This window comes from Pseudomonas segetis (assembly GCF_900188155.1).
Classification (GTDB): domain Bacteria; phylum Pseudomonadota; class Gammaproteobacteria; order Pseudomonadales; family Pseudomonadaceae; genus Aquipseudomonas; species Aquipseudomonas segetis.
The window spans coordinates 140168-158024 of sequence record NZ_FZOG01000008.1; the positions used below are offsets into that span (position 1 = coordinate 140168).

Below are 17857 nucleotides of genomic sequence, written 5' to 3' on the forward strand. Positions count from 1 at the left end.
AACACTTAAATCCCAAGCAGGCTCAGGTCCAGGCAAGCGGCGACGGCCGCCGGATTGGCCGATTTCAGGCGCGGTACATAGCCCAGGCATGGTGCGGGTAATCGCTCGGCCAGGGTCGCGAGGTTCTCTTCCAGCCGCGAGGTGCCTGGATCAACGACGTTGGCCACCCAACCCGCCAACTCCAAGCCATCAGCGGCAATGGCTTCAGCGGTGAGCACCGCATGATTGATACAACCCAGGCGCACCCCAACGACCATGATCACCGGTAGTTTCAGGCTCACCACCAAGTCCGACAGGGACGCCTGCCCCGAGAGCGGCACGCGCCAGCCGCCTGCGCCTTCGACCACTGTGAAGTCAGCGGCCTTATCCAGAACCCGCTGTACTGGATTGCACAGGCTAGCGACGCTCAACACCACGCCAGCTTCGCGAGCCGCCAGATGCGGGGCAATCGCAGGGGCAAACGCCAAGGGATTAACCTGCTCATAAGTCAGCTCGACTGAACACTGTTCCAGCAGTGCCAGCGCGTCTTCATTACGCAGCCCCTGCTCGGTCTGCTCGCAGCCGGATGCAACCGGCTTGGCTGCAGCGGTCGACATTCCCGCCTCTTTGGCCGCGTAGAGCAGGCCAGCGGCAATGGTGGTCTTGCCGATCTCGGTATCGGTACCGGTGACGAAAAAAGCGCTGCTCATGGTCTTATCCCTTTTTGTAAAACCCCGTATACGACCTGATAGGTTGCAGGCAGCCCCAGCACTTGGCGCTCGCGCTCATAGGCTTGCACCAAGGCACGCATGCGCGCACGCCCGGTCAAACCGCTGGGCCTTCCGGAATTGAGGTTGTGTGCTCCCAGCGCCTTGAGCTCATGGGTCAGGCTGCGCAAATCCGGGTAGTGCAATACTTCGGGCTGGGTATCCAGTGACAGGACCGTTAGGCCACTGGCCGCGCATAGTCCCTGGTAGTCGTCAAAATGACGGAAACGATTAACGTGAACAAAACCGTCCACCGCACGCCAGCTGTCACGCAACTCGCGCAAGGTGCCAACACACAAACTGCTGAACGCAAAGGTGCCACCCGGGCGCAGCACGCGTTGCGCCTCGGCCAATACCGAATCGAATGAATCACACCATTGCAGGGCAAGGCTGGAAAAAATCAGCCCGCAGGATTCCGCCTGCAATGGCAAATGCTCGGCATCACCGGCAATAAACTGCTCGGCGCCGCCCAGCGGGCGGGCGTGTTGCAACATGCCTTCGGCGATATCCAGCGCAATGCCTTGCCCCTCGGGAAACCGCTCGGCCAAGGCCCGGCTGAAGTAGCCAGTTCCACTGCCCAAATCCAGCCAGCGCTGGGGGGAAACTGTTGCTGGCAGACGCTGCAATAGCTGGCTGCCAACCGCGCGCTGCAACGCCGCAACGCTGTCGTAACTGGCTGCAGCGCGGGAAAAGGATGCGGCGACCTGTCGTTTATCCGGCAAGCCGGAATGGGCATCCCGGGCCAAATCAATCATCGCCGGCCTCATGCAAAAAGCCTTGAATCGCCGCGCCAAGCTCATGGGGGCACTCAAGCGAAAAGGCATGGCTGACATGATCAATCAAACCCACTTCCACATCGCCCAACAAAGCCAGGATATCGCCAGCCACTTCAGCGGGCACCAAGGAGTCCTGTCCGGCATAGAGGTGCAATTGCGGGCCGACAAAACCTTGCAATGCCGCGCGGGTATCCAGGCTCGCGAGCAAATCAAGACTGGCCAGCAGCAGTTCACCGCTTTCGTGGGGGGCACCGCCCAGCATCAGGCGCGCCATGCCACGTTGATCGGCGGCACCTTGCGCGCACAAGGCAGCAAAGCGTTTAAGCGTGATCACCGGGTTTTGAGCACAGCCCTGGCGAAACAGATCAAAGGCTTCCTCAGCCATGGCGTGGGGCCAATCTGTACTGGCAACAAAGCTGGCGTTGCTGGCCAGCGTGATCAGCCCAGGGCATTGCTCGGCACGTCGGGCGGCCAGCTCTGCAGCAAGCATTCCACCCAGGGACCAGCCTCCGAGCCAGGCACCTTCAGGCAGGTTGGCGTCGAGTTCATCGAGCCATTCATCGAGCTCACTGCTGACCAATAAAGGCAACGGCTCGACCTGCACATGCAAGTGCGGATCAAGCCCGCGCAATGCTTCGGCCAGCGGCTCAAGAGGCGCAGTACCCAAGCCCCACCCCGGCAATAACACCAAGCGATTACGCATCCAGTTGCTCCTCACCCGCGCCACACTCAGCCAGCGCAGAAAGTAATAAATCCACCTGAGCGGTGCTGTGCGCCGCCGACAAGGTCACCCGCAAGCGGGCACTGCCTGCAGGCACCGTTGGCGGGCGAATCGCGGTAACCAGAATGCCGCGCTCACGCAACCGCTCCGACAAACGCATGGCGCGGCCACTGTCACCAATAACAATAGGTTGAATTGGCGTTGCGCTGTCCATCAACTGCAAGCCCAGCGCTTGTGCGCCATCGCGGAATTGCTTGATCAGCGTATTGAGATGCTCGCGGCGCCAGTGTTCGTTGCGCAGCAGCTCAAGGCTTTTCAGGGTGGCGCAAGCCAGGGCAGGTGGCTGGCTGGTGGTGTAGATGTACGGACGGGCAAACTGCACCAGTGCCTCGATCAATTCTTCGCTACCGGCTACAAATGCCCCGGACGTGCCAAACGCCTTTCCCAGGGTGCCGACCAGCACCTGCACATCATCAACACCCAGCCCCTGCTGTTCGACGATACCGCCACCGGTAGCCCCCAAAGGCCCAAAACCGTGGGCGTCATCAACCATGACCCAGGCATTGCGTTTTTTGGCCTCGGCGCACAATGCCGGCAAATCAGCCTCGTCGCCATCCATGCTGAATACGCCGTCCGTCACCACCAGGGTATTACCCACGGCTTTGCCCAGGCGGCTGGCGAGGCTGCTGGCATCGTTATGCAGATACCGCGAAAAGCGTGCATTACTGAGCAAGCCGGCATCGAGCAAGGAGGCATGATTGAGGCGGTCTTCGAGCACCGTATCGCCCTGCCCGACCAAGGCGGTAACCGCGCCAAGGTTAGCCATGTAGCCGGTGGTGAACAGCAGCGCGCGCGGCCGTCCAGTAAACTCGGCCAGCGCCTCCTCCAACTGATGATGTGGCGTGCTGTGGCCGACAACCAAGTGCGAAGCCCCGCCACCGACACCCCAACGTGCAGCCCCGGCCTGCCAGGCTTCAATCACCTGCGGATGGTTAGCCAAACCAAGATAATCGTTTGAGCAAAACGCCAATAACTCGCGTCCATCCACCACGACCTGCGGGCCTTGCGGCGACTCAAGCAACGGACGCTGCCGATATAGCTGTGCGGCGCGGCGCTCAGCCAGGCGGCTGGCGAGGTCAAAAGACATGGTATTTACCTGTTTACGCAGCCGCTTGAACCTCGCAGGCTGCGAGGTTCAAGGAGCCAGATCAAGACAAGTGCCAGACGGTTGGTTAAACAGCCGCGTTGTAGAACTGCTCGCTGCTTTTCTGTTCAACCAAGGCCTGCTCGATGGCTGCCTGATGAACTTCATCGGCATGTTCTTCACGGGCCTCCGGCTTGATGCCCAGGCGTGCGAACAACTCCATGTCCTTGTTCGCTTGCGGGTTGACCGTGGTCAGCAGTTTCTCGCCATAGAAAATCGAGTTGGCACCGGCAAAGAAAGCCAGCGCCTGCATTTGATCATTCATCGCCTCGCGGCCAGCGGACAGGCGCACGTGGGATTTAGGCATCATGATCCGCGCAACGGCGAGGGTGCGGATAAAGTCGAACGGATCGACATCCTTTTCATTCTCCAGCGGCGTGCCTTTAACCTTGACCAACATGTTGATGGGCACTGACTCGGGATGCTCCGGCAAATTCGCCAGCTGGATCAACAGGCCAGCACGGTCGTCCAGCGACTCACCCAAACCAAGAATACCGCCCGAACAGATCTTCATACCGGCATCACGCACGTGCGCCAGTGTCTCCAAACGGTCGGCGTAGGTACGGGTGGTGATGATATTGCCGTAGAACTCCGGCGAGGTGTCGAGGTTGTGGTTGTAGTAATCCAACCCGGCTTCGGCCAACGACTGGGTTTGCTCCTTGTCCAGCTTGCCCAGGGTCATGCAGGTTTCCAGGCCCAGCGCCTTCACCCCTTTGACCATCTCCAGCACATAGGGCATGTCTTTGGCCGAGGGGTGCTTCCAGGCGGCGCCCATGCAGAAACGAGTTGAGCCAATGGCCTTGGCATCAGCGGCCGCTTGCAGGACTTTCTGAACTTCCAGCAGTTTCTCTTTCTCAAGCCCGGTGTTGTAGTGACCGGACTGTGGGCAATATTTGCAATCTTCCGGGCAAGCGCCGGTTTTGATCGACAGCAAGGTTGAGACCTGCACCCGATTCTGATCGAAATGCGCGCGGTGTACGGTCTGCGCATTGAACAGCAAGTCGTTGAACGGTTGCTCGAACAATGCCTTAACTTCGGCTAGCGACCAGTCGTGGCGAGTTGCGATGGATGCGGTGGCATTCATTGAGGGTTCCTTCGACGCTCAACTGCGTCTGTTGTCAGGGTGCGGGCCAAGCGCCGCGAATCAGGCTTCAAGGCATCATAAGTTGTGTTTCGACGCTGTCAACCCAAGACAAGACACAGGTTTACATCTGATCAAAAAACAAACACACCTAGCCCGCTTCAAGGAAGAACGCTATGGCTATCTGGCAAAGGCTCAAACATCAGCTCGAAACACTTCAACCCTGCTTGAAGTGCCTGCTCTGTGATGAAACCACTGAAAGCAAGCGGCTGCCGATCTGCACCGACTGCGAAAGGGAGTTGCCCTGGTTGCGCGCGCATTGCAGTGTCTGTGCCCTGCCCATGCACGGCGCTGAATGGATTTGTGGCGAGTGCCAGAAAAATCCGCCCTCATTCGACAAAGTCGTGGCGCCCTGGAGCTACAGCTTTCCAGTCCAGGGCATGATCAATCGCTTCAAGCATCAAGCTCAATGGCCATTGGGACGTTTGCTAGGCGACTTGCTGAGCGATCATATGCTGCACAGCTTTGCTGACGGTTTGGTTCGCCCCGACCTGCTTTTACCCGTGCCACTGACTAAACAACGCCAGCGTCAACGAGGTTTCAACCAGGCACAAATGCTTGCCAATAGCCTGGGCAAGGCGTTGCATATTCCGCTGCTGAGTCGCGGCTTGAGCCGCATCATCGATACTCCGGCCCAGCAAGGTCTCGATGCCGTCACCCGGAAAAAGAACCTGCGCAACGCATTTTTCGTAGCACCAGAAGTTGAACTTCAAGGGCGGCACCTGGCATTGGTGGATGACGTATTGACCACTGGCGCCACGGCGCAAACCCTGAGCAAGCTGCTATTGAAAGCAGGCGCTGCCCGGGTGGATGTTTATTGCCTGGCCCGGACACCAAAACCCGGAACCCAGCTTGACTTGTAATCAGCAAATCGCCACCGTTGGAAATCTCTTCCATACACATCCAGCCCTTATGTCGCTTACCTCCGTGCTCGCCCAGTACATTGCTCGTCGCCCGCAGCGCATCGCCCTGCTGCAGCACATTTGCGAACAAGGCTCGATCACCCGCGCCGCCAAAAGCGCCGGCCTGAGCTACAAATCAGCCTGGGATGCGATTGATGAACTGAACAACCTGGCGCAAAAGCCATTGGTTGAACGCAGTGTTGGCGGCAAGGGTGGCGGCGGTGCGCGGTTATCACTGGAAGGCGAGCGCGTTCTGCGCCTGTACCAGCGTTTGCAAGCCCTGCAAGCCCAAGTGCTGGAAGCCGCTGAAGACATCAGTGACCTGGATTTACTCAGCCGCCTGATGTTGCGCACCAGCGCACGCAACCAACTGCATGGCCAGGTCATTGCAATCGACAGCCACGGGCGCAATGACCTGATACGCCTCGAACTGGCGGGCGGACAATATCTGACGGCGCAGATCACCCACGACAGCACGCAAAACCTTGAGCTGGAAATCGGTAGCCAGGTGATTGCCCTGATCAAGGCTGGCTGGCTGGAACTGCAAACCCTGCAACAGCCCGTAACGCCGGGTTATAACTGCATGCAAGGCCGGATAGAGGAGCTGTTGGACGCGCCCGACAGCCCGACGGAAGTCAAAATCACTCTGCCAAGCGGCCAGACCTTGTGCACCCTGGCCCAGCCAGCGCAGCTCGATGCCTTGCAGTTGACAATTGGTAGCGCAGTACGCGTGCAGTGCTCCCCAACCCAAGTACTGCTGGGCACGCCAATTTAAGGCAATCACCGAACCTGCAACAATTTCGTCATGGACGCTGATTAAGGTACTGCCATTCTTGGCACGGAGCCTTACCTGATGAAGCGTTTAGAAGACAACCAATTAACCGATCTAGAACAAATGAGTGGTATCAGCCGCCGCCGCTTTATAAGCGCAGGCGCCTTGTGCGGTGCAGCCATGTTCCTGGGCGGCAACCTGCTCAGCCGTAGCGCACTGGCCGTCGGCAGTGCCAACAGTACGCTACTTGGCTTTGACAGCATTGCAAGTGCGACCACAGACACCATTACCCTGCCTGCAGGATACAAATCCTCGGTGCTGATCAGTTGGGGCCAACCCTTGGCAGCCAACGGCCCGGCCTTCGACCCAACCAGCAAAGACTCGGCTGCCGCTCACGAAGTGCAATTTGGCGACAACAACGACGGCATGAGCTTCTTCCCCTTCGCCGACGATGAAAATCGCGCGCTGATGGCGATCAACAATGAATACACCAACTACCAGTATCTACTCGACCACGCAGGCCTGCCGCAATCAGCCGAGGAAGTTCACAAGGCCCTGGCCAGTGAAGGTGTCTCGGTAATCGAAGTGCAAAGGCTCGATGGTAAATGGCAGTTTGTGCAGGGTTCAAAATACAACCGCCGGATTCATGGCAACACGCCAATCAGCGTCAGTGGGCCAGCCGCAGGCCATGACTGGCTGAAAACCGCAGATGACCGAACAGGCAAGCATGTTCTCGGCACCTTCCAGAACTGCTCCAACGGTAAAACCCCTTGGGGCACCTACCTGACCTGCGAAGAAAATTTCGACGATTGCTTTGGCAGCACAGATCCGGCGCAGCAGTTTGACGCGGCCCAGGTGCGTTACGGTGCGTCCATCACTGGTGACGGCAACGACTGGCACCTGCACAACCCGCGTTTCGACATGGCCAAGAATCCAAACGAATTCAACCGCCACGGCTGGATAGTCGAAATCGACCCATTCGACCCGCAATCGACCCCGATCAAACGCACAGCACTGGGTCGCTTCAAGCACGAGAACGCCGCCTTTACCGAAACCAAGGACGGTCGCGCTGTGGTGTACATGGGTGACGATGAACGCGGCGAGTTTATCTACAAGTTCATCAGCAAAGACAAAATCAAGCGCGGCCAGGGCCCGGATGCGATCAAGCACAATCGGCACATCCTGGATCAGGGCACGCTCTATGTTGCCCGTTTCGATGCCGGCGACAAGAACCCGAACCTGCCAAAGGGTCACGGTCGCTGGGTCGAGCTGAGCTTTGGTAAAAACGGCCTGGATGCCAGCAACGGCTTCAACAGCCAGGCCGAGGTGCTGATCCACGCGCGCCTGGCCGCCAGCACTGTGGCGGCAACCCGGATGGACCGTCCCGAGTGGCTGGTGGTCAGCCCTAAAGATGGCAAGGTCTATTGCACCCTGACCAACAACGTCAAGCGAGGGCAGACCGACCAACCGGTCAATGGTCCGAACCCGCGTGCGAACAACATTTACGGGCAAATCCTGCGCTGGCGCGAAGCCAATGACGATCACGCCTCGACCGCCTTCACCTGGGATCTGTTTGTAGTCGCTGGCAATCCCGTGGTGCACGCAGGCCAACCTGCTGCGGGCTCGACAAACATCACCCCGCAAAATATGTTCAACAGCCCGGACGGCCTGAGCTTCGATGACGCAGGGCGCCTGTGGATCCAGACTGACGGCGACAGCAGCAACGCCGGCGATTTTGCAGGCATGGGCAATAACCAGATGCTCTGCGCCGACCCGGACACCGGAGAAATTCGGCGCTTCATGGTCGGCCCAGTGGGTTGCGAGGTGACCGGCATCGCCTTCGCACCTGATCAACGCACGATGTTCGTGGGCATCCAACACCCGGGCGAAAAAGGCGGCTCCAGCTTTCCGGAACACCTGCCCAACGGCAAGCCGCGCTCTTCGGTGATGGTCATCACCCGCGAAGATGGCGGCATCATCGGCGCCTAGAACCTAGGCAATTGGCAAAAGTGTGCTGGCGATAAACAACGGGTTATCCGCCAGCACACGAACAAAACGCCAAGCTGCATTGGTCCTTCTGGTCACTTGGCCCAGGCAACACGGATTCAACAGCCCAAAGCACTAAACCTGCGTTACCATGCTCGGTCGAACGTGGCGATCTGCCGCGCGCAGGAGATTTCATGTCCCATCCCTTTGCAGCACTGACTCCAGACTTGGTTCTCGACGCCGTCGAAAGCATCGGCTTTCTCAGCGATGCGCGGGTATTGGCCCTCAACAGCTACGAAAACCGGGTATATCAAGTCGGCATCGAGGATGAAACGCCGATCATCGCCAAGTTCTACCGCCCGGATCGCTGGACTGACGCCGCAATCCGTGAAGAACACAGCTTCACCTTTGAGTTGGCCGATTGCGATGTTCCAGTGGTTGCACCCATGCAACGTGACGGCGAGACCCTATTCGAGCACGCAGGCTTTCGCTTCACCTTGTTCCCACGTCGCGGTGGCCGGGCGCCAGAACCGGGTAATCTTGACCAGCTATATCGGCTCGGCCAGTTACTGGGGCGCATGCATGCGGTTGGCGCGACCAAGCCCTTCACTCACCGTGAGAGTCTAAAGGTCGAGAACTACGGCCATGCCTCACTGAAAACCCTGCTCGATGGCAACTTTATCCCCAAGAGCCTGCTACCTGCATACGAATCGGTTGCCCGTGACTTGCTCAAGCGGCTCGACAGCCTGTTCAACAATCACCCCGTCACCGCCATTCGCCTACACGGCGACTGCCACCCCGGCAATCTGCTGTGCCGTGATGAAAGCTTCCACATGGTTGACCTGGATGATTGCCGCATGGGGCCCGCCGTGCAGGATCTCTGGATGATGCTGGCCGGTGAGCGCCACGAGCGCCTTGGCCAACTTTCCGAACTCATGGATGGCTACCAGGAATTTCATGATTTCAATCCCCGCGAGCTGCCCTTGATCGAGGGGCTGCGCTCCTTGCGCCTGATGCATTACAGCGCATGGCTGGCACGGCGCTGGGACGATCCGGCCTTCCCGCACAGTTTCCCCTGGTTCGGCTCCGAACGTTATTGGGGCGAGCAAATTCTGATGCTGCGCGAACAGTTGTCGGCCCTGGATGAAGAGCCGCTCAAACTGTTTTAGTCGCCTGGCCCACTCAACACACTGTGGGGTTTATTCCTGACCGCCGATGTAACAAAAGCCTTACGCTTATCCATCGGCGGGCAGACAATAAAAACCTGGGCAAACAGACAAAAAGCGTTGCACAGGACTAGAATTAGGCACCCATAGTTAGCACCCTAAGCAAGGATCTCCATGTCCACCGCAAATCCACAGCGCGGCTATATTCTGGGCCTTAGCGCCTACATCATCTGGGGCTTGTTCCCGCTGTATTTCAAAGCCATTGCCGAAGTACCTGCGCTGGAAATCGTCGTCCATCGTGCCGTCTGGTCGGCAATCTTTGGCGCGCTGCTGTTACTGGTCTGGAAGCATCCAGGCTGGTTGCGCGAACTGCGCGAAAACCCCAAGCAATTTGCCGTGTTGGGTTTTAGCGGTGTATTGATCGCCAGCAACTGGCTGGTTTACGTCTGGGCGGTTAATCATGGACGCATGCTTGAGGCCAGCCTGGGTTACTACATCAACCCTCTGATAAACGTCTTGCTGGGCTTGCTGATACTGGGTGAACGACTGCGCCGCCTGCAATGGATTGCCGTGGGCTTGGCCGCGCTGGGAGTGCTCCAGCAATTATGGCAAGTCGGCAGCATTCCCTGGGTGTCGCTGGTTCTGGCCCTGACATTCGGCTTTTACGGCTTGATCCGCAAACAAGCGCCAGTCAAGGCCTTGCCGGGGCTGGTGATCGAAACCTGGATTTTATTGCCGCTGGCGATTGCCTGGATTGTCCTCAACCCAAATGCGGTGAGCAGTCATGCTGAGTTCTGGACCACTTCCGAGGCGTTCTGGCTGATCGTTGCCGGGCCGATCACCCTCGTGCCCCTGGTGTGCTTCAACGCCGCGGCACGGCACCTGCCATACACCACCCTGGGCTTTCTGCAGTACCTGGCGCCTACCTTGGTGTTACTGCAAGCGATCTTCTTGTTCGACGAGCACTTCGACTCAAGCAAGCTGCTGGCCTTTATCTGCATCTGGGCTGGCTTGGTGATTTACAGCGTCGATGCATGGCTGAGCATTCGTCGAGGCAAAATCCACAATTAGCTATCGTTCGGGTGGCAGCCTGCTATCTGCCACCCGAACAGCGGTGGGCCAATCAACCGCTAAGCAGCTGTTCAAAAAATGATCAGCCCGCGCAACACCTAGTCAACCCTGGGCTGCAGCTGATCATCCCAACCTTATCCACAGATCCATCCCCGCCCTTTGTGCACAAGCCATTGAAACTGTTGCTTTTTTAACCAGATCATGGAAAACAGCGGGGCACTAGCTGGCCCTTCAAGTACCCTCAAGTTATCCACAGCCCTACGCACACAGGCCGTGGATATGTTGCAAGCCCGAAACTAGGGATCTTCTGAAAAAGGTCGCGAGCGAAGGGAGTACAAGGCGAACAGATGCGAAAAAGCGACCGAGGTCGCGCTCGACCTTAGTTGTCCTAACTGAGCATTTGATTCGCGTTGCTCACCCCTTCGGGGCCGCAGCAGGGGCTGCGCCAGTAATACCTAGCGCAGTATTTTTTCAGAGACTCCTTAGCTGTCTGTGCGGATATTCAGCTCCACCATCAGATCATCCGCCAGGGTCTCCAACTGGGTCTTGAGCTCATCCAGCGACAACCCCAGCGGTACAGCAAGCATGGACTCGGCATGAAATAACGGCTCGCTGCTCATAGGTGCAGGCATCACCTCGGTCTGCAGGCTTTCGACGTTGACCCCCAGTTCGGTCAGCAATCGGGTAATGTCGCGGACAATGCCTGGGCGATCATTGCCAACCAGGTCGAGCATGATCGGTTTCCAGGTACAGGACGGCTCGGCACCACTTTCAGCCAGGAGCACACGAATGCCATGGGCGTTGAGTTCTTGTAACGCAGTGACCAGTTCGGCGTGCGACTCGGCAGGTACGGCCACGCGCAGTATCCCGGCGAACTGCCCAGCCATGCGCGACATGCGGCTCTCAAGCCAGTTGCCACCATGGTTGGCCACACATTGGGCAACGCGCTCGACCAATCCGGGTTGATCCTGAGCGATAACGGTTAATACCAGATGATCCATGGCAGGCCTCACTTTGTTGTGACATCTATAAAGGCGATCAAAGCGGCGCATTCAGGCAGGCCGCTGCTTCACCTACTGACCGGGTAATGCCAGCCAATAGGTATAAAAGGCTTGATCCCGAACATACCCGAGTCGCTCATAAAGCGCTTGTCCGGGGTGGTTATTCTTCGCTGTCTCCAGTTGCAGGCCGCAAGCGCCAGCAGCCTGCGCATGATCACGCGCGGTGTTCATCAGTGCCTCGGCAATGCCCTGGCGGCGCCCCTGCGGCTTCACATACAAATCACTGAGCAACCACATCGGCGCCAATGCCAGTGAAGCGTACAGCGGATATAACTGCACAAAACCCTGTGCGCTCCCGGCATCGTCACGGGCGATGAAGATTGTCGAGCTGCCCTGCTCTATCCGTGCAGCCAAAAATGCCTGCACCGCACCGAGCGGCTTATCGACCTGATAAAAAGTTAGGTAATCGACGAATAAGTGGCTGAGCGGGTCAAGATCATCTGACGTGGCCTGAATAATATGCATGCTTAAGTCTTCCTGGAGCCTGCCAGCAGTATAGGTCGACTGCCATTGAGGCGCGGAAGAAATAGCCAATAAGATAGATGCAACAAATCGTGTACCGTTTTGTCTGTTTTATGAAACAATATCAGCTGTTTTTGCATGCACAACGTTCCAGCCGTGACTGCTAAGCGCATTTTGGTCGCATAACGACGCGACCCACTGATTTTCCATGGATCTTGATGTAGTATGCCGCGGCCTGGACTACAAGACTGAGTCCTGAGCCCGTAGGAGCTTCTGAAAAAGGTAGCCAGCGCAGTAGTTTTTCAGAGATGCCTAAGCGGCTAATAAGTAAAGCTGAGCAGAGTGAGGCAAGTGATGACTGAACGCGTTCAAGTCGGTGGCCTGCAGGTCGCCAAAGTGCTGTTCGACTTCGTTAACAACGAAGCCATTGGTGGAACCGGTATTTCCAGCGAAAAATTCTGGACTGGCGCCGAAGCCGTAATTAACGAGCTCGCACCGAAAAACCGTGCCTTGCTGGCCAAGCGCGACGATATCCAGGCACAGGTTGACAGCTGGCACCAGGCTCGCGCCGGCCAGGCCCATGATGCCGTTGCCTACAAAGCATTCCTTCAAGAAATTGGCTACCTGCTCCCTGAGCCAGCTGACTTCCAGGCCACTACCACCAATGTCGATGAAGAGATCGCCCATCTGGCTGGCCCGCAACTCGTGGTACCGGTGATGAACGCACGCTTCGCCCTGAACGCATCCAACGCCCGCTGGGGTTCGTTGTACGACGCGCTCTACGGCACAGACGTGATCAGCGAAGAAGGCGGTGCCGAAAAAGGCAAAGGCTACAACAAGGTTCGCGGCGACAAGGTAATCGCCTTCGCGCGTGCCTTCCTCGATGAGGCAGCCCCTCTGGCCGCCGCATCGCACACCGATGCCACGGGCTACAAAATTGTCGACGGCAAGCTGCTCGTCAACCTCAAGGGCGGCAGCAATACCGGCCTGCAGGATGATGCCCAACTGGTGGGTTTCCAGGGCGACGCCAATGCACCTATCGCCGTATTGCTAAAACACAACGGCCTGCACTTTGAAATCCAGATCGACGCCAATACCCCAGTCGGCAGCACTGATGCCGCTGGCGTCAAAGACATCCTGATGGAAGCGGCACTGACCACCATCATGGACTGCGAAGATTCCGTCGCTGCGGTTGATGCCGACGACAAGGTGGTGATCTACCGCAACTGGCTCGGCCTGATGAAGGGCGACCTGGCGGAAGAAGTCGCCAAGGGTGGCACCACCTTCACCCGCACCATGAACCCGGATCGCGTCTACACCAAGCCCGATGGCACCGAATTGAGCCTGCATGGCCGTTCACTGCTGTTCGTGCGTAACGTCGGTCACCTGATGACCATGGACGCAATCATCGACAAAGAAGGTTTTGAAGTGCCGGAAGGCATCATGGATGGCCTGCTGACCAGCCTGATCGCCATGCACAACCTCAACGGCAACACCAGCCGCAAGAACACCCGTACCGGCTCGGTCTATATCGTAAAACCGAAGATGCACGGCCCCGAAGAAGTCGCCTTCACCAGCGAGCTGTTCAGCCGTGTAGAAGATGCCCTCGGCTTGACGCGCAACACCTTGAAGGTTGGCATCATGGACGAGGAACGTCGCACCACGGTCAACCTCAAGGCCTGTATCAAAGCCGCCAGCGAACGCGTGGTGTTTATCAACACCGGCTTCCTCGACCGCACCGGTGACGAAATCCACACCTCGATGGAGGCGGGTCCTGTTGTGCGCAAGGCCGCCATGAAGGCCGAGAAGTGGATTGGCGCCTACGAAAACAACAACGTTGACGTTGGCCTGGCGACCGGCCTGCAAGGTCGTGCGCAAATCGGCAAGGGCATGTGGGCCATGCCGGATCTGATGGCCGCGATGCTTGAGCAGAAAATTGGCCACCCGATGTCGGGCGCCAACACCGCCTGGGTCCCATCGCCTACCGCTGCAACACTGCACGCCTTGCACTATCACAAGGTTGACGTGTTCGCCCGCCAGGAAGAGCTCAAGAACCGCACCGCAGCCTCGGTCGATGACATCCTGACCATTCCCCTGGCCAGCAACACCAACTGGTCGGCTGAAGAAATCCAGAATGAACTCGACAACAACTCCCAAGGCATCCTGGGCTATGTCGTGCGCTGGATCGACTCGGGCGTAGGCTGCTCGAAAGTGCCAGACATCAGCGACGTTGGCCTGATGGAAGACCGCGCCACCTTGCGTATTTCCAGCCAACTGCTGGCCAACTGGCTGCGTCACGGCATCGCCACTGAAGAGCAGATTGTCGCAAGCCTCAAGCGCATGGCGCCGGTGGTTGACCGCCAGAACGCCAACGATCCGGCGTATCGCCCATTGGCCCCAGACTTCGACAACAACATTGCCTTCCAAGCGGCATTGGAGTTGGTGGTCGAAGGTGCCAAACAGCCAAACGGCTACACCGAGCCTGTCCTGCACCGTCGTCGTCGCGAATTCAAGGCCAAGAACGGCCTCTGAGCTTAGTGACGCATAAAACCGCCCAACCCAGGCTAACTTAGCCTGGTTGATGCAGAAAATGCCCGTATCGAGAGATGCGGGCATTTTTTATGTATCCAGGAAAGGGCGTGCCGCCAACTCGTGCTTCCCTGCCGTCGGCGCAAACCCAGACGCGTGGATTCGTCGAGATCAGATTCCAAACCCAGCCTATCTACAGGCGCAAGACCGCACACACGGCCAAACCTCCCCCACCCCAGGCCTGACAGCCGATCCAACAGCCTTACGGCTTTCCAGACATCATTCCGCCCACCTCTATTAGACACAAGCCCTGCGGGCTTGCTTGCGCTTAGTGGCGCACTCGCCATCGGCGAAAGTCGCCTGCTTCAGTGCGAGCCTGTCGATGGAGGCCAGGGGCCTGGTCAAGCGTCCGGACGTATTCCTCAGCCGCCCTTAAACGCCTCTGGTTATGCGAGTGGCCGCCGTCATACCGCAACTTACAACAGCACACTCTAATAGCGACAGGCCAATCAAATAAGAACGATTCAATTTCAACACCAGCAAGAACACCGAATACAACCACACACCTTTAAATTAACCACATGCAAATCTGAACAATTCTGTCAGATTCAACACAACACATCTTTTATCTGATAATGCGACGAACTTAAATACCACATCGCAATTAAAAACAAACTCAAACATGAGAATCATTTCATAATTACTGCAAGCAACCATCACAACACAAACGACGCACCTGCATTTACACAACTCATTTTATTGACACAGATCAAGAAAAAGCACAACCAAAAGAGCATAATTAAAAGTTTGAATTCAAAACAGCTGTCGCCTCATGACGAGCAATAGCGACCCTCGAAACACCCCCGAAAACCAACCTAACAATCCGAATACAACCTACATTACCAACAGAAAAATCCTACACAAAGCTGGAGAAATGCTGATTGAAGCCCTTTCCTATCAAGCATACTGTAGCGCTTGTCAAAGCTAACCTGACCGTTCAGTCAGGCATTGACTTACTAAGTTCCCATATAAAAGCCAGCAACTTTCTGGCTTGGTAATTTGATCACACGCATTATTAAGTATGCCAAACGGCTTTAACAGAGCCCTGACCACGAATAAACAAGCGCAAAAACTTCTAATAATAACTTCATGCAACCAACTGCTCCCTTACAGGGCTATGCAGTTGGCAGCTGAGTTGCGCTCGTTTAATCACGGGTGAAAACCGGATAGTTGTCGACAAATAATAATCAATCGACACTCAAGTACATCCATCCAAATTCTCTATCACCTCAACCAACAGGCGATGCAGTACTTCTGCGCCCGTTATTTAAAACGCGCTTTATCTCGCGATAAAGAATGCGTACTAAGTGCGCGAAATGGAGCAACAATGAACAAGATATACAACATCATTTGGAACCGTAAACTTGGCCGACATGTCGTGGCATCCGAACACGCCACCCGCCGTAGCAAATCCAAGACCGTGCGTGCAGCAGGCATCGCACTGAGTTGCCTGCTGACTGGGCCAGCACTGACCTTGCTCTCGATGCCAGCCTCCGCCTATGTGGCAGGCAACGGTGCGGTTCAGGGTGCCCCTGGAAATACCGTTGTAGGTGATGGCGCGACAGGTACTGTTGTCTGCAAGAATACCCTAAATGCCGGCCCTGGCCCCGATGGTTCGCCATCACCACTGGGCGACTGCTTGAATTCCACGGTGGTAGGCACTAATGCATTGGCGGACGGAGGCGCCACAACAGCTGTGGGCGAACAGGCAAATGCCAATGGCCAAGCAGCAACAGCTATCGGAGCTGTATCCCAATCTAGTCAATTTTCGACTGCTGTTGGCGCTGATGCCGTTGCCACCGGAGGCTGGGCCGTCGCGATGGGCCAAGGTGCCCACGCAACCGGTGTCGACTCCACCGCTGTTGGCACCAATGCCTGGGCAACGGCTGCACGTTCTGCTGCAATTGGCAGTGGAGCACATGCGACCGCTGATGACGCTATGGCAATTGGTCGGGTAGCAGTAGCTTCTGGCCTGGGTTCATTTGCCTTGGGTACTGGGACTGAGACAACAGGCATAAGGGCGACAGGTATCGGCAACAATGCCGTAGCCTCAGGTGTCGACAGCATTGCATTGGGAACACAAACCAACGCCAGTGCCCTAGAGACTATAGCGGCTGGCCGTGCAGCGGAAGCGCATACGGAATACTCCATTGTTATGGGTTCTGAGGCCGGGATGGATAGTACCGATACCGGCCCACAAGCCATTTATATTGGCAAGGGCGCAGGCAGCAAAACAGTCGGTACAGGAACCACCGGCGGCAACGTGGGCATAGGCTCATACGCACTAGTAGGCTCGGAAGCCAGCCGTTCTGTAGCGCTGGGTTATGGCGCGGGACAATACACCTCAGGTTCTCAGAATGTTTTCATTGGCAGTGGTTCGGTACTGACGGGAACGGGCACAGGTGCAAACACTGTAGGACAACAAAACATTGCCATCGGTAGCTCTTTGACCGGGATGAATGTCACTGGAGATAACAATATTGCCTTCGGCACAGGCGCCGGTAGCGATGTTACTGCAAGCAATACAATCGCCATTGGCACGTCCAGTTCTGCCAGTCTGGCAGATGGTGTGGCACTGGGCAGCAACTCTGTTGCCAACACCGCTGGCGGTATCGCTGGTTATATGCCAGGCAGCGCAGATGCTGCCCATATGGCTGCCATCACCGCTACAACCAGCACCCTGGCTGCGGTCAGCGTGGGTGATGCCACCACCGGTCAGTTCCGCCAGATCACTGGCGTGGCGGCTGGTACCGAAGACAGCGATGCGGTAAACGTAGCTCAGCTTGATGCAGTATCAGCAGCCGCCGATGCAGCCGGTCAGGGCTGGAACATCAGCGCCCAAGGAGCCAACAGCACCAACGTGGCGCCGGGTGAGAGCGTTGACCTGGCCAATACCGATGGCAACATCGCGGTCAGCAAAACGGTGGACAGCGACAACGTCAACTTCGACCTGGCCTCGGACATCAACATCGACAATAGCGTGACCATCGGTGATACCGTCATCAATGGCGACAGCGTCACCACCAACAACCTGACAGTCAACGGCGATACCAAGCTGGGTGACAACTTCTATATCGACAATAGCGGCGCCCACTACGACGGCCCGATCACCGAAGGCGACAACATCGTCAACAAGGACTATGTCGATAACAGCATTACAGAGAACAAGACCCACTACTACAGCGTCAACGACAACGGCGTGCAGGGTGCTAACTACGACAACGATGGCGCAACCGGCATCAATGCCTTGGCAGCGGGTG

Annotated in this window: 14 protein-coding genes; 7 read left to right on the forward strand and 7 right to left on the reverse strand. The window is 57.1% G+C overall.

The window, feature by feature from the left end:
• Window positions 1-5 precede the first annotated feature (5 nt).
• The 5 genes from bioD to bioB all read right to left on the reverse strand — a co-directional run bounded on the left by bioD (window position 6) and on the right by bioB (window position 4531).
• Window positions 6-689, reverse strand: coding sequence for a dethiobiotin synthase (gene bioD, locus CHB79_RS20400; protein WP_089361240.1), 684 nt, complete (start codon window positions 687-689; stop codon window positions 6-8).
• Window positions 686-1501 carry a malonyl-ACP O-methyltransferase BioC gene (gene bioC / locus CHB79_RS20405; RefSeq protein WP_089361241.1) on the reverse strand — a complete coding sequence of 272 codons (816 nt, stop codon included), beginning with the start codon at window positions 1499-1501 and terminating at the stop codon, window positions 686-688. The genes bioD and bioC overlap by 4 nt, the downstream gene beginning before the upstream one ends.
• Window positions 1494-2225, reverse strand: a complete 732-nt coding sequence (locus CHB79_RS20410; protein WP_010485951.1) for an alpha/beta fold hydrolase — start codon at window positions 2223-2225, stop codon at window positions 1494-1496. Before CHB79_RS20410 ends, bioC begins: the two co-directional genes overlap by 8 nt.
• Window positions 2218-3390, reverse strand: a complete 1173-nt coding sequence (gene bioF / locus CHB79_RS20415) for an 8-amino-7-oxononanoate synthase (RefSeq protein WP_089361242.1) — start codon at window positions 3388-3390, stop codon at window positions 2218-2220. Before bioF ends, CHB79_RS20410 begins: the two co-directional genes overlap by 8 nt.
• A gap of 85 nt (window positions 3391-3475) precedes the next feature.
• Entirely contained in the window at window positions 3476-4531 is a 1056-nt protein-coding gene (gene bioB, locus CHB79_RS20420) for a biotin synthase BioB (RefSeq protein WP_089361243.1), read from the reverse strand.
• Between the two features lie 173 nt (window positions 4532-4704).
• Here bioB and CHB79_RS20425 point away from each other — a divergent pair, with 173 nt between their 5' ends.
• The 5 genes from CHB79_RS20425 (at window position 4705) to rarD (ending at window position 10485) form a co-directional block, all read left to right on the forward strand.
• Window positions 4705-5451 carry a ComF family protein gene (locus CHB79_RS20425; protein ID WP_089361244.1) on the forward strand — a complete coding sequence of 249 codons (747 nt, stop codon included), beginning with the start codon at window positions 4705-4707 and terminating at the stop codon, window positions 5449-5451.
• A 49-nt stretch (window positions 5452-5500) separates the two neighbouring features.
• Window positions 5501-6265, forward strand: coding sequence for a TOBE domain-containing protein (locus CHB79_RS20430; RefSeq protein ID WP_089361245.1), 765 nt, complete (start codon window positions 5501-5503; stop codon window positions 6263-6265).
• Between the two features lie 78 nt (window positions 6266-6343).
• A complete protein-coding gene (locus tag CHB79_RS20435; protein ID WP_089361246.1) occupies window positions 6344-8251 on the forward strand; it encodes a PhoX family protein in 1908 nt (635 codons plus the stop codon).
• 191 nt (window positions 8252-8442) lie between these two features.
• The gene (locus CHB79_RS20440) at window positions 8443-9417 is read left to right on the forward strand and encodes a serine/threonine protein kinase (protein ID WP_010485945.1); all 975 of its coding nucleotides are present in this window, start codon (window positions 8443-8445) and stop codon (window positions 9415-9417) included.
• A gap of 171 nt (window positions 9418-9588) precedes the next feature.
• On the forward strand, window positions 9589-10485 hold the full coding sequence (gene rarD / locus CHB79_RS20445; RefSeq protein WP_089361247.1) for an EamA family transporter RarD: 897 nt from the start codon (window positions 9589-9591) through the stop codon (window positions 10483-10485).
• 482 nt (window positions 10486-10967) lie between these two features.
• Here the strand turns inward: rarD and CHB79_RS20450 are convergent, their stop codons facing one another.
• Complete coding sequence (locus tag CHB79_RS20450; protein WP_010485943.1) at window positions 10968-11486, reverse strand: glycine cleavage system transcriptional repressor; 519 nt, start codon at window positions 11484-11486, stop codon at window positions 10968-10970.
• Window positions 11487-11558: 72 nt separating this feature from the next.
• Window positions 11559-12011 carry a GNAT family N-acetyltransferase gene (locus CHB79_RS20455; protein WP_089361248.1) on the reverse strand — a complete coding sequence of 151 codons (453 nt, stop codon included), beginning with the start codon at window positions 12009-12011 and terminating at the stop codon, window positions 11559-11561.
• Between the two features lie 351 nt (window positions 12012-12362).
• Between CHB79_RS20455 and CHB79_RS20460 the strand changes: the two genes are divergently transcribed.
• Complete coding sequence (locus CHB79_RS20460) at window positions 12363-14540, forward strand: malate synthase G (protein ID WP_089361249.1); 2178 nt, start codon at window positions 12363-12365, stop codon at window positions 14538-14540.
• A gap of 1384 nt (window positions 14541-15924) precedes the next feature.
• Window positions 15925-17857: ESPR-type extended signal peptide-containing protein (locus tag CHB79_RS20465; protein ID WP_217898874.1), on the forward strand; the 1933-nt coding region annotated here is incomplete at its 3' end.

Excerpts from the sequence above, each read along its gene's own strand:
- bioD (WP_089361240.1), bottom strand. The coding sequence starts at position 689 with ATGAGCAGCGCTTTTTTCGTCACCGGTACCGATACCGAGATCGGCAAG.
- bioC (WP_089361241.1), bottom strand. The coding sequence starts at position 1,501 with ATGATTGATTTGGCCCGGGATGCCCATTCCGGCTTGCCGGATAAACGA.
- CHB79_RS20410 (WP_010485951.1), bottom strand. The coding sequence starts at position 2,225 with ATGCGTAATCGCTTGGTGTTATTGCCGGGGTGGGGCTTGGGTACTGCG.
- bioF (WP_089361242.1), bottom strand. The coding sequence starts at position 3,390 with ATGTCTTTTGACCTCGCCAGCCGCCTGGCTGAGCGCCGCGCCGCACAG.
- bioB (WP_089361243.1), bottom strand. The coding sequence starts at position 4,531 with ATGAATGCCACCGCATCCATCGCAACTCGCCACGACTGGTCGCTAGCC.
- CHB79_RS20425 (WP_089361244.1), top strand. The coding sequence starts at position 4,705 with ATGGCTATCTGGCAAAGGCTCAAACATCAGCTCGAAACACTTCAACCC.
- CHB79_RS20430 (WP_089361245.1), top strand. The coding sequence starts at position 5,501 with ATGTCGCTTACCTCCGTGCTCGCCCAGTACATTGCTCGTCGCCCGCAG.
- CHB79_RS20435 (WP_089361246.1), top strand. The coding sequence starts at position 6,344 with ATGAAGCGTTTAGAAGACAACCAATTAACCGATCTAGAACAAATGAGT.
- CHB79_RS20440 (WP_010485945.1), top strand. The coding sequence starts at position 8,443 with ATGTCCCATCCCTTTGCAGCACTGACTCCAGACTTGGTTCTCGACGCC.
- rarD (WP_089361247.1), top strand. The coding sequence starts at position 9,589 with ATGTCCACCGCAAATCCACAGCGCGGCTATATTCTGGGCCTTAGCGCC.
- CHB79_RS20450 (WP_010485943.1), bottom strand. The coding sequence starts at position 11,486 with ATGGATCATCTGGTATTAACCGTTATCGCTCAGGATCAACCCGGATTG.
- CHB79_RS20455 (WP_089361248.1), bottom strand. The coding sequence starts at position 12,011 with ATGCATATTATTCAGGCCACGTCAGATGATCTTGACCCGCTCAGCCAC.
- CHB79_RS20460 (WP_089361249.1), top strand. The coding sequence starts at position 12,363 with ATGACTGAACGCGTTCAAGTCGGTGGCCTGCAGGTCGCCAAAGTGCTG.